This window comes from Dellaglioa sp. CoH-57-MRSF-18, assembly GCF_056781995.1.
The window spans coordinates 205,263-220,718 of record NZ_JBXAXX010000002.1; the positions used below are offsets into that span (position 1 = coordinate 205,263).

Here is a 15,456-nt window from a genome sequence, read left to right on the forward strand (position 1 = left end):
TATATCAAACCGTTTTGTCTAATGATACCGAAACCATTTTAGAGATACCAGACTCTTGCATTGTAACACCATACAAAATATTAGCTTCAACCATTGTTCCATTTCGATGCGTTATCACAATAAATTGCGTTTCTTGATGAAATGATTTTAGATAACTAGCAAATCGAGCTACATTTGCATCGTCAAGCGCAGCTTCTGCTTCATCCAAGATACAAAAAGGAACTGGTTTTACTCTTAAAATAGCAAATAGTAGCGTAATTGCGGTCAAAGCTTGTTCTCCGCCAGAAAGTAAACTCAAACTTTGAACTTTTTTACCAGGCGGCTGCGCTAGAATATCAATTCCAGTTGTTAAAAGATTTTCTGGATCAGTTAATTCTAATCTAGCTTTACCACCACCAAACATAACAGGGAATATCTCCTCAAATTTCTTAGAGATATCAATAAAACTAGCTTTAAATCTTTTTTCAACTTCAGTATCCATATCCATCATAGTTTTCTTTAATTGTTCATCGGCTTCTAATAAATCATTTTGTTGGTCTAATAAGAATGAGTAACGTTCATTAACTCTTTCAAATTCATCAATCGAGGCCACATTAACCTCACCAATTTCTTTTAGCCCTTTTCTCAATAATTTTTGTTGCGCCAAAATTTGTTCAAGAGGTTGCTGACTTTCTAATTTTTCAGCCTCTTCAAAAGTCTGTTGAAAATCACTAGCTAGCTTAGCTAGAAACTCATCAAGCGACTCATTAAGTTGTTGTTGTTGATTTTCAGCTTTGATTTTATCTGCAATAATATTTCTCTGCAACTCAGATAAACGAGATAAATGGCTATTTTCTTCAGTTAAAGTTTGATTAATATTAGTTCTGTTCTTTTTAAAATCAGCTAACTTTAAATCGGCTTCTTCTGCTTGCCTTTGAAATTCTTGTAATTCTTTTTGGATATCTTTTTCTTTCACCTGACTATTTTCGGTATTTCTGAGTAAGTCTTGATGTTGTTGATTTATCAATGTAGCTTTATCAACTAATTCCTGAATATCGTTATTCAGCAGCATAACATTAGCGTGTTGCTGTTTTAATTGTTCTTGGAATACTAATAAACTTTCACGATGGTTTTGTTTCTTAACTTGTTGCTGCTGTTCAAATTGATTACTATTTTTTAATTGTAAGTCAATATCAGAAATATCATTATTTGCTACTTGTATTTGTCGTGCTAATTCAATAATTTTTTGTTCATTGTCTTTAAATTTTATTTGGTTATTAATTTTATCAGTTTGATTTTTTTCAAATTCATCATATTTTTCAGTCGTTTTAAGTTCTTGCTGTTCTAAAATTAACCGACTAGTTGTTAATTTAGATTGTGTTGTTTGATATTGACTTTTTAAATCAACAACAATCAATTCAAGCGACTCGATCATTTCTTTTTGCTTTTCAACAGTCACTCTAGCTTCATTGCCACGAACTTCACGAGCCTCTAATTCTTGTTGCATTTTTTGGATACTTTCATCTAATTGTAGAATAGTTTGCTTCTGATTTAACAATCCACTGGTATGTTGCTGTTTACCACCAGTTATTGCACCACCTGCATTTATTACTTCTCCAGTCCGTGTGACAACTTTAACTCGATGATTCAAATCACGACTAACTTTAATTGCCGTATCCATATCTTCAACGATAATTGTTGTCCCTAGCAAATACTGACTAATTTCAATAAATTGAGGTTCAACTTTAATTAACTCTGACGCAATACCGATGACTCCTTCATACTTTAAGACGAAACGTTGTGCATCACCGATAGAACGTCCCTTAATAGCTGAAATAGGCAAAAATGTTGCCCGACCAAATTTATTATCCGTTAAAAATTTAATTGCATTCTTTGCAACAGACTCTTCTTGCACAACTACCTGTTGTAATTGCGCACCCAATGCTGTCTCTATTGCTTGATTAATTTCCTTTGGGACCGTAATTAATTCTGCCACTGAACCATATAAACCAGGAAACTTATTTTTTTCTTTTAAAATTGCTTTAACGCCTTGATAATAGCCGTTATAACTATTTTGCGTCAAAAGTAGATTATCCTTTTTATTTTTCGCCTGTACTAAAACGTTTGATGCTTCAAACCATCTACGTTGCTGTGCCTCGTAAGAATCGTTATTTTTTTTCAAGGCAATCTTTAATTTAGCTAATTCTTTTTCTTCATTAATTAATTTATTATCAATCAAATTAAATTCAGTTTTTTTAGTTTTAAAATCGTTTTTTGCTTGTGTTAAATACTCTTGTTCAGTAGCTAATAAGTCATCATTAACCTTAGCCTGTGAATCAAAATTTAATGTTTTTTGTAAAAACTCATTCTCACTTTGTAATCGTGTACGTTGTTGAATAGTATCATTAACAACGCGCCTTAATTCTTTTGAACGATCTTGTCCAGAAATATCCGCTGTTTCTAACGTTTTATCAATCGCTTCAATAAACATGTTCTCATCAGTAATATTTTTCTGTAAAGCTAATGACCGCTTATCTAAATTAGCTAATGACTCTTGTTTCAAAATAATTTGTTCATTCACCGATTCTTGTTCTTTTTTTAATTCTGTTATTTTTTGCTTTTCAAAATCTTTTTTTTGAGTTGATATATTACTTTGACCCATCAACCGTTCTTTATTAATTGTTAAATCTAATAGTTTGTTTTGTGTATGATCAATCATTTTTTCAATATTCTCTAGTTCTGAGCGATAACCTGCAATTTCATGTTCTTTTACAGTGACCTTAGTCTTATAATCACTATCCATTTCAAGTAACTTATCTAACGAATGTGTGACATCCCTTTTTAGTTGCGATTGCCTTTTAATTTCTTTAACCAACCGACTAAGTTCTAACTCATCAAATTGCTTTTTTTGAGATAAATAATCCTTTGCCAAACTACTTTGCTCACGTAAAGGTTCAACTTGTCCTTTAAGTTCAAAAATAATATCAGAAACCCGGTTAAGATGACCTTTTGTTTCTTCTAATTGGCGAGTGGCAATATTTTTTTCTTGTTTATATTTTAAAACACCAGCAACTTCTTCAATAATCGAACGTCTGTCTTCGGGCTTACTATTAAAAATTTCAGCAACTCTACCCTGAGAAATGATTGAAAATGACTCTTTTCCAAGACCAGTATCCATGAATAGATTGGTTATATCTTTAAGACGACACTGCTTTTGATTAATTAAAAACTCGCTGACACCATCTCTAAATAATCGTCTTGTAACGGTTATTTTTTCAGGATTATCTTGAATATAAAAATCAGAATTATCAAAAATAATACTAACTTCAGCACGATTAACTGCTGATCTGTTCCCTGAACCAGCAAATATAACGTCAGGCATTTTATTTCCACGTAAATTTTTGGCTGATTGTTCACCAAGTACCCAGCGAATTGCTTCAATAATATTACTTTTACCGCTACCGTTAGGACCGACAATACCAGTCATCCCGTCTTTAAATTCAATTGTTGTTTTGTCTGCAAATGATTTAAAACCATTAATGACTAAAGACTCTAATTTCATCCGTCACTAACCCCCTGAACATTTTTACTTTCTGAGTAATCCTAATGCATTACTTGCTGCTTGTTGTTCTGCAACTTTTTTAGAATGTCCTGCCCCTTGTCCAATGATTTTGCCATCAGCACTGACAGACATAACATATTGTCTGTCATGCTCTGGACCAAGGTCATCAACAACATCATAGGTAATGACAACATCACCATCTTTTTGTAAAAACTCTTGTAGCGACGTTTTATAATCCATAACATGGTCAAACCAGCCTAAGTCTAATTTTGGAAAAATAACTTTCCTGATAAATGTTTCAACAGCTAATTTACCTTGATCTTGATAAAGCGCTCCTACAAAAGATTCAAAAATATCACATAATAACGCAGGTCTTTGACGTGCATTTGATTTTTCTTCACCTTTACCTAAACGAATAAATTCATCAAATCGGCATTCTTTAGCAAATGCGCTGAAACTCTCTTCACATACCATTGCAGCTCTTAGACGCGTTAATTTCCCTTGTGGCAGCATTGTATACCGCTGATATAAATATTCTGAAACTGTTAATTGTAAAACAGCGTCTCCTAAAAATTCAATTCGTTCATAAAATTTTAAATTTTCTTTGGGATGTTCATTTACATATGATGCCTGTGTGAATGCTTCATCTAATAAATCCGTATTCACAAATTTAATATTAAAATCTTCTGCTAACATTTCATTTAAACCTTTAATCATTATTATCCTCCGTTATTATCATTATTGCTCTTACAATTATACCTGTTTTAATCACTAAAAGGTACTCCATACAAAAAAAGCGCTGACAAATATCATTGTCTAACGCTTTTAATGAACGATTTAATATACGTGTTGAATTATTATTTTTGGTTAGCTTTAATAAAAGTGACAACGTCTCCGACAGTTGTTAAACTTTCTGCATCTTCATCAGAAATTTCTGCACCAAATGTATCTTCAAGTTCTAAAACGAACTCAACAACATCAATTGAATCTGCATCTAAATCCTTTTTAAAATCTAAGTCATTCGTAATTTTTTCTACTGGCAAATCAAAATGTTCGTCTATAATTTTAACAATTTTTCCAAAAATTTCTTCTTCTGTCATTCCAATAGCCTCCTTTTGAATCATGACGTAATTTTAACCATTTTTCAGAGAAATGTCTAGTTAATTTTATTTTCACTAGTTTCCTTTTCAAAATAGTTAACAATATTAGGTACTACATCTGTATTAACCATATCATTGATTTGGTTAATTGTGTAATAAACAACTTCAGCCTTACTTGATCCATGTGATTTTACAACTGGTGCTTTAATACCTAGTAAAACCGCACCGCCATACTTAGGTGAATCCATTTTATTCTTCAATTGTTTTAAACTTGGTTTCAGTAAAAGTGCACCAATTTTAGCACGCAAGCCACCACTCATAATGGCACTTCTGAGTAATGAAAACATTCCTAAAGCTGTCCCTTCAACGGATTTTAAAACAGCATTACCTGTAAATCCGTCAGAAACAACAATATCAGCTTTACCAGAAAGCAAATCATTAGATTCAATATTACCCACAAAATTTAATTCGGTATCGTTTTGTAATAATTGGTACGCTTCTTGCGTCACTTTGTTGCCTTTATGTGGTTCTGTCCCATTATTTAATAAACCAATTTTAGGATTACTAATATGGCGAACATTTTTAGCGTAATAGTTACCTAAGACAGCATATTGATGCAAGTGTTCAGGTTTACTATCCGCATTGGCTCCAGCATCTAATAAATTTACAGTATTATCACTAGAAATAACTGGCAATGTTGCTAATAAACCAGGTCGTGGAATACCCTTAATACGGCCAATTATAAACAAACCAGCAGCAAGTAGTGCCCCTGTATTACCGCATGAAAATACGGCATCATTCTCACCATCTTTAACAGATTGAGCTGCTAAGACCATTGATGCTTTTTTCTTTGAACGAATTGCCTTAACTGGTTCATCATTCCCATCAATTTCCTCATCCGTGTGAACAATTGTGATATTTTTATCATCTTTTAAGAATTCACGAATTCTTTTTTCATCTCCGTACAACGTAAATTGAATGGTGCTATCTTCGTCTCTAGCACGTTCAACGCCCTCGACGATTGATTGCGGTGCAAAATCGCCGCCCATTGCATCAACTGCTAACTTCATAATTATATTCTCCTAACTTATTTAATCGAATTTTAAATCTGTATTTTGATGGTTTTTTAAATAATCGTTTAGTGGTTTAAATTCAGGATTACTTTCAAAGTCATCTCTAAAAACTATTTCGTGCGCTTCTTGTTGGGCCACTTGTAATGCATTGATATCACCTATGGGATCACCGATTTTAAAATCAGGTATTCCAGATTGCTTACGGCCTAATACATCGCCAGCACCTCGCAACTCTAAATCTTTTTGCGAAATGACGAAACCGTCTGTTGTCTCTGTCATAATTTGCATGCGCTGTCTTCCAAAATCATTTTTAGGATCAGCAATTAAAATACAATAAGATGCTTTCTTACCACGGCCAACCCGACCTCGTAATTGATGTAATTGCGCTAACCCAAACCGTTCAGCATTATGAATCATCATCACAGTAGCATTAGGTACATCAACGCCGACTTCGATAACCGTTGTTGAAACCAATATTTGATATTTATTGGCCTTAAAATCGGCCATAATCTGATCCTTTTCATCATTCTTCATTTTGCCATGCAGTAATCCAACTTTATATTTTGGCTCAAATATTTCTTTCATATTTTCGTATAAAGCTAATGCATTTTTTAAATCTAGTGTTTCAGATTCATCAATTAGTGGTGTAATAATATAAGCTTGTGAGCCTTGAATCAACTGTTCTTTAATGAGATCGATTCCTTTACCTACTTGAGAACTCTTTAACCAAGATGTCGAAATAGGTTGGCGTCCTGCAGGTAGTTCATTAATCGTAGAAACATCCATTTCGCCATAAGCAGTGATTGCTAGCGTCCTAGGGATTGGCGTGGCCGTCATTGCTAAAACGTCCGGTTCAGCCCCCTTCTCTCTTAAAATGCGACGTTGATTCACACCAAATCGGTGTTGCTCATCAGTAATAACTAATCCAACGCGACTGAATGACACATCAGGTTGAATAATCGCATGTGTTCCAATAATTAAATTAACCTCACCTGATTCAAGATGTGCTAATAGTTCACGTCTAGCTTTAACTTTCATTGACCCAGTTAAAAGTGCAACATTAACTGGGAAATCTGCGAATAAGGTAGCCATGTTATTGGCATGTTGTTCAGCTAATATTTCTGTTGGCGCCATTAAAACGGCTTGATAGCCCGCCGTAATAGCCGCGTACATCACAATTGCTGCAACAATTGTTTTACCTGATCCAACATCACCTTGAAGTAATCGATTCATATGGATTGGTTGTTTCATGTCTGAACAAATTTCATTAACGACTCTTTTTTGAGCTGCCGTTAATTCAAATGGTAACGTCTGAATGAATTTTTTCAATTCATTATTTTGATAGTTAATTTTAATACCATCATTTTTAGTATCATTTCTTTTAATATACTGTAATTTCAATTGAAATAAAAAGAACTCTTCAAAAATAGCCGTCCGTTTGGCATCATGAAAATCTTTTTCATCCTGTGGAAAGTGAATATCATGTAACATCGTCTTACAATCAATTAAACGATACTTTTTAATCAGGTCATTTGGTAATATTGAATCAATTTGATTCGCATATTGCTCAAATGCTTGTGTAATTAACTGTCGAATTGCCGATTGATGAATATCTTTGGAAGAACGATATATCGCTGATAACCTATCATCATTTTGCTTCGTCAATAACTTCATCCCAGATAAACTTTTTCTTTTATCATCCCATTTACCATACACAGCTACTTCTTTACCAATCTCAAATTGTTTTTGCAAAAAAGGCTGATTAAAAAAACTAACGGTTATATTATCACTATCAATTAGTAATCTAACGTTTAACAGATTTCTTTTCTGACCAAACCGAATTAAAACTGGTTCAGAAGAGACAATTCCTTTTAGAGTTACTTTTTCTTGATCAGTAATTTCAGATAATTTTTTTGCTTTTAAATCGTCATAACGATACGGATAAAATGTTAATAAATCTATGATTGTATTAATTCCTAATTGATTAAGTGCAGTCAATTTTTTAGGCCCAACACCAGTTAAAACACTAACTGAATCATTCAATGATGACATTATGATACCTCACTTTCTACGGAATATAAAAAGCAGGAGAGAACATAGTCTCATCCCACCTTTACTTTTTACTATTTATTCAACTGAAATTAGGTATGGATAGACCGGTTGGTCTCCTTCGTGAATTTCGACTTCTAAATCTTCATCAATTTCATAAATGGCTTCTTCGATTTCTTTAGCTTCGTCCTCAGAACCGTCTTCACCCACAATAATTGTGATAATTTCGCTGTCTTCATCCAACATTTCTTTAGTCATTTCAATTGCAACTTTTTTACGATCATTATCGGTTACTTTGATGCTACCATCAATAATACCCATATAATTATCTTTTTTAATCTCAATACCTTCAATTGTTGTATCTCTAACTGCAATTGTTACTTGACCAGAAGTTACTGTATCCAAGTTTTCAATCATAGCATCTTTGTTTTCTTCTAATGTACTATCAATATTAAAACCAAGCATTGCTGTCATTCCTTGAGCGATTGTACGACTTGGTACAACAACTGTTGGAACTGTTGAAACTTCAACAGCTTGTTCAGCAGCTAAGAAAATATTTTTATTATTAGGTAAAATAATCACATTTTTAGCTTTAGTTGCTTCAATTGCCTTAACAATATCTTCCGTACTTGGATTCATTGTTTGACCACCACTTAAAATATAAGAAACGCCTAAACTTTTGAAAAGTGTCGCAACACCAGAACCAGATGAAATTGAAATAACTGCAATTTCGCTAGGTACTGCAGTTTCACTTGTTTCTTCAGTCTCTTCTTCATCATTTTCCAAAATTGTCTCATGTTGTTGACGCATATTATCAACCTTAACTTTGATTAATGAACCATAATGTTGACCATAAGTCATCACTTCACCAGGATTTTCTGTATGTACGTGAACTTTAACAACTTCATCATCGGCCACAACAAGAAGAGAATCACCAATTTCACTTAAATGATTTCTAAATTCATCATAATCAAATTTACGATCAACTAAACGACCAGCACCCAATTTAAGCATGATTTCTGTACAATAACCAAATTTAATATCTTCAGTACTTAATTTACTTTGAACACTCTGATGGTGACTGGCATTAACCATTTCATCCATTTCTTTTTCATTTGGTTTGTATTCTTCACTAATTGTTTCCTTACCAGTTAAGGCATCAAAGAAACCTTCATAAACAAATGTTAATCCTTGACCACCTGAATCAACAACACCAACCTCTTTTAAAACAGGTAATAAATCCGGTGTTGTTGCTAATGCTTTTTTAGCAGCTACATAAGTTGCTTCCATAACGACGATAACATCATCGCTCTCAGAGGCAGCTTTATTTGCAGCCTTAGCGGCTTCTCTTGCAACTGTTAAAATAGTTCCTTCAGTTGGTTTCATAACGGCTTTATACGCGACTTCTACGCCACCTGTCAAAGCATCTGACAAATCAGTAGCAGTTAAAACCTCTTTAGCTTGGATCCGTTTATAAAAGCCTCTAAAAATTTGTGATAAAATAACGCCTGAGTTGCCTCGAGCACCCATCAGTAAACCTTTAGCTAAAATCGAAGATAGTTCACCAACATGTTCAGAAGGTGAATCTTGAACATACTTTGCCCCACTTGCGAACGAAAGGTTCATATTTGTACCTGTATCACCATCTGGCACTGGAAATACATTCAATGAATTAATAAATTCGGCATTTTTAGCCAATCGTTGTGAGCTAATTTGGACCATTTTTCTAAATTCTTGGTCCGTAATTTTCGTAACAGTCACTTCTTTTTCCTCCTTGGTCACTACTAAAATAGCTAGTTACTAATCGCCTAGTACGCGAACGCCTTGTACTAACACGTTAACTGAATTAGCAGATACACCTAGCATTGTTTCTAAATTATACTTCACTTTTTCTTGAACATTACGACAAACTTCAGATATTTTTGTGCCATAGCCAACAATAATGTAGACATCAATAGCAACACCATTATCTTCCTGGCGAACAACAACACCTCTAGAATAATTATCTCTTCTTAAAATTTCATTCACATTGTCACGAATTTGGTTTTTACTTGCCATTCCGACAATCCCAAAAATTTCAGTTGCGGCACCGCCGACAACTGTCGCAATAACTTCATTATCAATATCAATCGTACCGAATTGCGTTTTGATCTTAACAGCCATAAGAATAGCCTCCTTATATTTTCACACAATCAATAAGAGTATTTTATCATAGGATATGGTAGAATAAAAGAAAAATAGCATCTAAGAAAATTCTATTCCCCTACCTTCGGGAATTTCAAGCTGTCAAGCAAATTTACTTGAAAGAAAAGTATTGCATTATATGGCTAAATATGATATTTTTGTTTAGGTAAGTAAGCATAGCTTTGCTTTTTAAGTGAATTGCAGAGGAGGATATGAATATGGCAAAAGATTTTATTACAGGACGTAAGACTACTTTCGGTAAGAAACGTTCTCATGCATTGAACCAAACAAACCGTAGCTGGAAACCTAATTTACAAAAAGTTCGCATCTTAGTTGATGGTAAACCTAAAAGAGTTTATGTATCTGCTCGCGCTTTAAAGTCAGGTAAAGTTACCCGTGTTTAATTCAATTTAAAAAGACTCAGCATTTATGCTAAGTCTTTTTTTTTGCTCTATTTTTCGTCATCACGACTTTGAATCACAATAATAATACCAGATTCAAAACTAAACTCACCTGTATCCCCCATAAATTCATTACTTGCTAATGAAATCGGGTTCACAAAATTAATTTGATTCAATGTATACTTCTCATCTATTAAACTCAATTTTTTAACTGGTGACAGTGGAATAAATGCAAGATATTTTTTATCATCTTCTTTTATTAACTGATACTTACCAGATTTAAAGAATCGAATTGAATTTTGTTTATCAACTAAACAAATTTTTTCAAACATTGTATTAAATGGCTCTCTAAAAATAAAAAACAAATTAGCCAATAAATGATCAATTCGACCACCTGTAGCGCCATAAATCGTCACTGAATCAAACTCAAATTCAGATATGGCTTCTCTCAAAGCAAATTCAGTATCTGTATCATCTTTTTCAGGATTAGCTATTTTAATTTTTTTACTATGATTAGATACTAAATTAAATTCACTTTCAGTCATTGAATCGAAATCACCAATCGATAGCTCAGGTGTAATACCTAGTTTTATTAATCGCAATGCACCTCTGTCAACACCAATCCACGGTCCACGAACGTTACCATCCACTAATTCCTTAGGCCACTGTTCCTTAGGTCCACCGACTAAGATATTGAGTTTCATTTGGTTGCTTCTCTTAACTTATTAATTTGTTCAGTTGGATTATCACTATTGTAGATGTATGAACCAGCTACTGCGACTGTTGCACCACTATCAAGACATTCCTTAATCGTTTGATCATTAACACCACCATCAACTTCAATATCAAAATCATAATTTTGAACTTGTTTGATACGGTCTAATTGGTCAATTTTACGTTTCATTTCTGGAATAAATGATTGTCCCCCAAATCCAGGGTTAACAGTCATCACTAATACTTGATCAACAAGTGGCAAAATTTGTTTAATTGTCTCTAGGGATGTTCCTGGGTTAATAACCACTTCAGCTTTCACACCTAATTTTTTAATATGTTGAATAACACCAAAAATATGGGGAGTTGATTCAACATGAACCCCAATAATATCAGCACCTGCCGCAGCAAATTCTTCAATATAAGATTCTGGATTTTCTACCATCAAATGACAATCCAAAACCATTTTTGTTAATGGTCTAATTGCTTCAACGACGTTTGCACCAAAAGTTAAATTAGGCACAAAATGGCCATCCATAATATCAATATGTAAATATTCTGCACCAGCTTGATCAACAACTTTAATATCCTTTTCCAAGTTTGCAAAATTAGCGCTTAAAATAGAAGGTGATAATTTCATTTTGGTCATCTCATTTCTTATAGTTTGGTTTTTGATCAACAATTAATTGATTAAATTGTAAATAATTTTTGTACCGACTCTGTAATAAATTACCTTGTTCAAGTGCTGCTTTAACTGCACATTTAGGCTCCTTAATATGCAAACAACCTCTAAATTTACAGCCAACAGATAGTTCATTTAATTCTGGAAATAACTTTGGTAACTCTTCTTTTGACATATCAAATAAATCAAAAGAAGAAAATCCAGGTGTATCAGCAATTAGCCCACCTGCAATAGGCATTAATGTTACCTTACGAGTAGTATGTTTACCACGATGTAAGGCTTTTGATATCTCAGCCGTCTGCAACTCCAACTCTGGCATAATTTTATTTAGTAATGTTGATTTTCCTGCACCAGTCTGACCCATTACGACTGCAATTTTACCCGGAAAGGTATCTTGTAATTCTTTAACCACAACATCTTCATTTTTACCAAATGGAAAAAATGTTGGATAGATTTGACTATAAGCTTCAATAATACTGCTTATTTCAACTACTTTCTCTTCAGGAATTAAATCGCCCTTTGAAAAGTATAAGACTGGCTTAACATGATGCGATTCTAGCATAATTAATTGTCTATCTAATAGATTGCTTGAAAATGCTGGTTCAACACATGACGTTACAACAATTGCTTCATCAATATTAGCTACTGGTGGTCGAATTAAGCTGTTTTCTCGATCATGAATATTAAGAATATAGCCTTCTTTTTTATTTTCAGCTTTGAAGTCAACCCAATCGCCAACTAGTGGTGCCTGGTTAGAATTTCTAAAATTACCTCGAGCCCTTGTTCGATAAGTTTCGCCTTCGACATCAACGTCGTAAAAGCCACTTAATGATTGTCTAATCTGACCTGTTACCAATAAATTAACCTCCTTTAACTGGACTCATGTAACCGTTTTATATGATTAATTAAAAAATAGATTAGAAGTTTACCCTCTAATCTAATTTTACCACATCTTTTATTTAATTTTTAGTTACATTATCATTTTCCGCAATTACTTCACCATCACGCAAAATTTTATATTTTCCTGCTTTTCCAGAATCTAAAACAAATGATAATTTAAAATCAGTATCTTTTGTAATTGTTTTCCGTTCATAAATATCATCAATGTTATGTGTTTTGTCTTCAATATAAATTTCAATAGCATTTTCATCTGCTTTTGATTCTGAAGAACTTGAACTAGAGCTGGAACTATCATCTGACGACGAGTCTTTGTCCTCATCCGTATCTTTTTCTTCATCAACTGAACTTGAACTTTCTGACACAATTGATTTGAATGGAACAGATATAGTCCTGGTAAATTCATCAGTTGTGACTTTTTTTCCTTTAGAAATAACAACTGATAATCGATCACCTTTAGAAAAAGAGCTTCCTTCTGCTGGTGATTGTTTAATAACTTGACCTTTGTCAACTGAATCTGAGTAGGCCTCGCTAATTGTCAGATTACCACCTAATTCGCTTGTATAATCCTGAACACTTTTTCTTGTATATCCTGTTAAATCTCTAAGTGTATACACTTTAGGACCTGAACTAACTGTCAATGTAATCACTGTATCACTCGGAACTACCTTATCACCCGCTGTGACATCTTGCGCCATAATTTCATTTTCAGTCACAGATTCTGACTCTTCCGTTTCTTTTTCAACTTTAAAGCCATCATTTTCTAACGTTGTTTTAACATCCTCATAATTACTACCAACGTAATTCTCGATTGTTATCTTAGCTTTTCCCTTTGATACCATTACATCAACCTGATTTTTTTCTCGAATTATTTCATTCTTCTTAGGTGTTGAATTAATGATATTACCACTATCAACGGTTTCACTATTTGTTCGAGTAATTTTACCAAGTTTCAAATTTTTGTCTGCTAAATTTGATTTTGCTTCACTAACTGTCATTCCGCTTAAATCAGGGACCTTAACTTCTTTTGGTGAACTCATTGCAAGAATCGCACCACCCAGAATAAGAGCGACAAAAGCAAAAATGATTGCGCCGATAGTCCATTTTTTACGACGACTCATTTTCTTTTTCGTATCTTTTTTTACATCTGGTTCCTGATTCGGACTAAGTGTTTCTACAGTCTGCTTATCAAATACCGGCAATACTTTAGTTTCACCACTGATAACCTCTTCAGGCTGCCACTTTGCCACATTTTTTTTAGCCAAAGATTCTCGCAAAGCAATTGACATTTCTCCAGCAGATTGGAACCTATCTCGCGGTACTTTACTTGTTGCTTGTAAAACAACATTTTCAAGAGACTGCGGAATATTAGGATCAAATTCCCGAACAGATGGCACATCACTTTGAAAATGTTTTAGGGCAATTGAAACAGCTGTTTCACCTTCAAAAGGAACTCGCCCAGTTAACATTTCATACAAAATAATACCAAGCGAATAGATATCAGATTGTTTTGTTGCCATGCTACCTCTAGCCTGTTCTGGCGAAAGATAATGAACAGAACCCAATAAAGTATTAGTTTGTGTTAACGAATGATCAGCCAATGCCACAGCAATACCAAAATCTGTAATTTTAGCATTACCATCTGCATCTATTAAAATATTTTGTGGTTTTAAATCACGATGAATAATACTGTGATCATGTGCTACTTCTACAGCTGATAAAATTTGAGTCATAATATCAATCACAACTTGATATGGAATTGGGAACCTTTTTGCTATATATGTTTTTAAATCATGTCCCGGCACATATTCCATGACCATAAATTGCAGTCCGTCTACTTCACCGACATCATAAACATTCACAATATTTGGATGAACCAATTCAGTTGTTGCCAATGCCTCACGTTTAAAACGTCTAACAGTATCTTGATCATCCCTTAAATCGACTCGCAATACTTTAACAGCTACTGGTCGATCCAAAATTAAATCAGTCGCAAGATAGACATTTGCCATGCCACCTTCGCCTAATGAATTTATTATTTTATAACGTTCATTAAAAATTGTATCAGGTTTCATTACACTATCCCCCGATCATTGCTAACCAGGAGTGCGGTAATGTTATCTAATCCGCCTGCCTTATTGGCCAATCTAATTAATTCCGAGCCTTTTTCTTCAACAGTTGTAGTATTTTTTAAGACCGTCTTGATTTCATCATCAGAGACCATATTAGTTAAGCCATCTGTGCATAATAATAATAAATCACCCGACTCAGAATCATTAACCGCAATATCAGCATCAGCATCTGACGAGATACCTAAACTTCTTGTAATCATATTCTTTTGCGGATAATTTTTAGCATCTTCTACGGTTAGTTCGCCACGCTTAATTAATTCATTCACTACTGAATGATCTTCAGTTAATTGATAAAGTTCTTTGTCACGTAATAAGTATCCTCGGCTATCACCAATATTGGCAACAATATATTTTTCTTCAAAGAATATGGCACATACCATTGTTGTGCCCATACCTGAAAGATCTTCATATTGATTAGACTTTTCAATAATTTGTTTATTTTCCATCTCTACTTCTTTGGTTATCCATTTAATTGCATCACTGGGCTGGCTAAAATTAGTTCCTTCAAATCGAAATCCCATGTGTGAAACGGCCATTTCTGAAGCAACATCTCCGCCCAAATGACCACCGATACCATCTGCAACCATCACAAAAGAAATACCACTTTTATTGTGAAAGACACCGACGTAATCTTCATTATTTTCTCTGACACTACCTACATCTGTTTGATAGGCAACTTTCATTCT

General features: G+C 33.7%; 13 protein-coding genes. 1 reads left to right on the plus strand and 12 read right to left on the minus strand.

The features are described 5' to 3' along the window. Positions 1 to 4 precede the first annotated feature (4 nt). The 7 genes from smc to AC1RPG_RS02825 form a co-directional block, all read right to left on the minus strand. Positions 5 to 3,541, minus strand: a complete 3,537-nt coding sequence (gene smc / locus AC1RPG_RS02795) for a chromosome segregation protein SMC (protein ID WP_481761265.1) — start codon at positions 3,539 to 3,541, stop codon at positions 5 to 7. 24 nt (positions 3,542 to 3,565) lie between these two features. Next, complete coding sequence (gene rnc / locus AC1RPG_RS02800) at positions 3,566 to 4,258, minus strand: ribonuclease III (protein WP_481761264.1); 693 nt, start codon at positions 4,256 to 4,258, stop codon at positions 3,566 to 3,568. Positions 4,259 to 4,398: 140 nt separating this feature from the next. Continuing rightward, positions 4,399 to 4,641: an acyl carrier protein gene (acpP, locus tag AC1RPG_RS02805; RefSeq protein ID WP_409022605.1), complete on the minus strand. Its 243-nt coding sequence runs from the start codon at positions 4,639 to 4,641 to the stop codon at positions 4,399 to 4,401. Between the two features lie 56 nt (positions 4,642 to 4,697). Further along, complete coding sequence (gene plsX / locus AC1RPG_RS02810; protein ID WP_481761263.1) at positions 4,698 to 5,711, minus strand: phosphate acyltransferase PlsX; 1,014 nt, start codon at positions 5,709 to 5,711, stop codon at positions 4,698 to 4,700. A 21-nt stretch (positions 5,712 to 5,732) separates the two neighbouring features. Further along, on the minus strand, positions 5,733 to 7,769 hold the full coding sequence (recG, locus tag AC1RPG_RS02815) for an ATP-dependent DNA helicase RecG (protein WP_481761404.1): 2,037 nt from the start codon (positions 7,767 to 7,769) through the stop codon (positions 5,733 to 5,735). A 72-nt stretch (positions 7,770 to 7,841) separates the two neighbouring features. Continuing rightward, entirely contained in the window at positions 7,842 to 9,524 is a 1,683-nt protein-coding gene (locus AC1RPG_RS02820) for a DAK2 domain-containing protein (RefSeq protein ID WP_481761262.1), read from the minus strand. A 39-nt stretch (positions 9,525 to 9,563) separates the two neighbouring features. After that, positions 9,564 to 9,926: an Asp23/Gls24 family envelope stress response protein gene (locus AC1RPG_RS02825; protein WP_057973455.1), complete on the minus strand. Its 363-nt coding sequence runs from the start codon at positions 9,924 to 9,926 to the stop codon at positions 9,564 to 9,566. A 239-nt stretch (positions 9,927 to 10,165) separates the two neighbouring features. On the opposite strand from AC1RPG_RS02825, the gene rpmB reads away from it, so the two are divergent. Next, positions 10,166 to 10,351: a 50S ribosomal protein L28 gene (gene rpmB, locus AC1RPG_RS02830; RefSeq protein WP_057973454.1), complete on the plus strand. Its 186-nt coding sequence runs from the start codon at positions 10,166 to 10,168 to the stop codon at positions 10,349 to 10,351. A gap of 47 nt (positions 10,352 to 10,398) precedes the next feature. Here rpmB and AC1RPG_RS02835 read toward each other — a convergent pair whose 3' ends face one another. The 5 genes from AC1RPG_RS02835 to AC1RPG_RS02855 form a co-directional block, all read right to left on the minus strand. Further along, positions 10,399 to 11,052 carry a thiamine diphosphokinase gene (locus tag AC1RPG_RS02835; RefSeq protein WP_481761261.1) on the minus strand — a complete coding sequence of 218 codons (654 nt, stop codon included), beginning with the start codon at positions 11,050 to 11,052 and terminating at the stop codon, positions 10,399 to 10,401. After that, positions 11,049 to 11,699: a ribulose-phosphate 3-epimerase gene (gene rpe, locus AC1RPG_RS02840; protein ID WP_409022609.1), complete on the minus strand. Its 651-nt coding sequence runs from the start codon at positions 11,697 to 11,699 to the stop codon at positions 11,049 to 11,051. The genes AC1RPG_RS02835 and rpe overlap by 4 nt, the downstream gene beginning before the upstream one ends. A 10-nt stretch (positions 11,700 to 11,709) precedes the next feature. Next, positions 11,710 to 12,597 carry a ribosome small subunit-dependent GTPase A gene (rsgA, locus tag AC1RPG_RS02845; RefSeq protein ID WP_481761260.1) on the minus strand — a complete coding sequence of 296 codons (888 nt, stop codon included), beginning with the start codon at positions 12,595 to 12,597 and terminating at the stop codon, positions 11,710 to 11,712. A gap of 103 nt (positions 12,598 to 12,700) precedes the next feature. Then, positions 12,701 to 14,713: a Stk1 family PASTA domain-containing Ser/Thr kinase gene (gene pknB / locus AC1RPG_RS02850; RefSeq protein ID WP_481761259.1), complete on the minus strand. Its 2,013-nt coding sequence runs from the start codon at positions 14,711 to 14,713 to the stop codon at positions 12,701 to 12,703. Then, positions 14,713 to 15,453, minus strand: a complete 741-nt coding sequence (locus AC1RPG_RS02855; protein WP_481761258.1) for a Stp1/IreP family PP2C-type Ser/Thr phosphatase — start codon at positions 15,451 to 15,453, stop codon at positions 14,713 to 14,715. The genes pknB and AC1RPG_RS02855 overlap by 1 nt, the downstream gene beginning before the upstream one ends. Positions 15,454 to 15,456 lie beyond the last annotated feature (3 nt).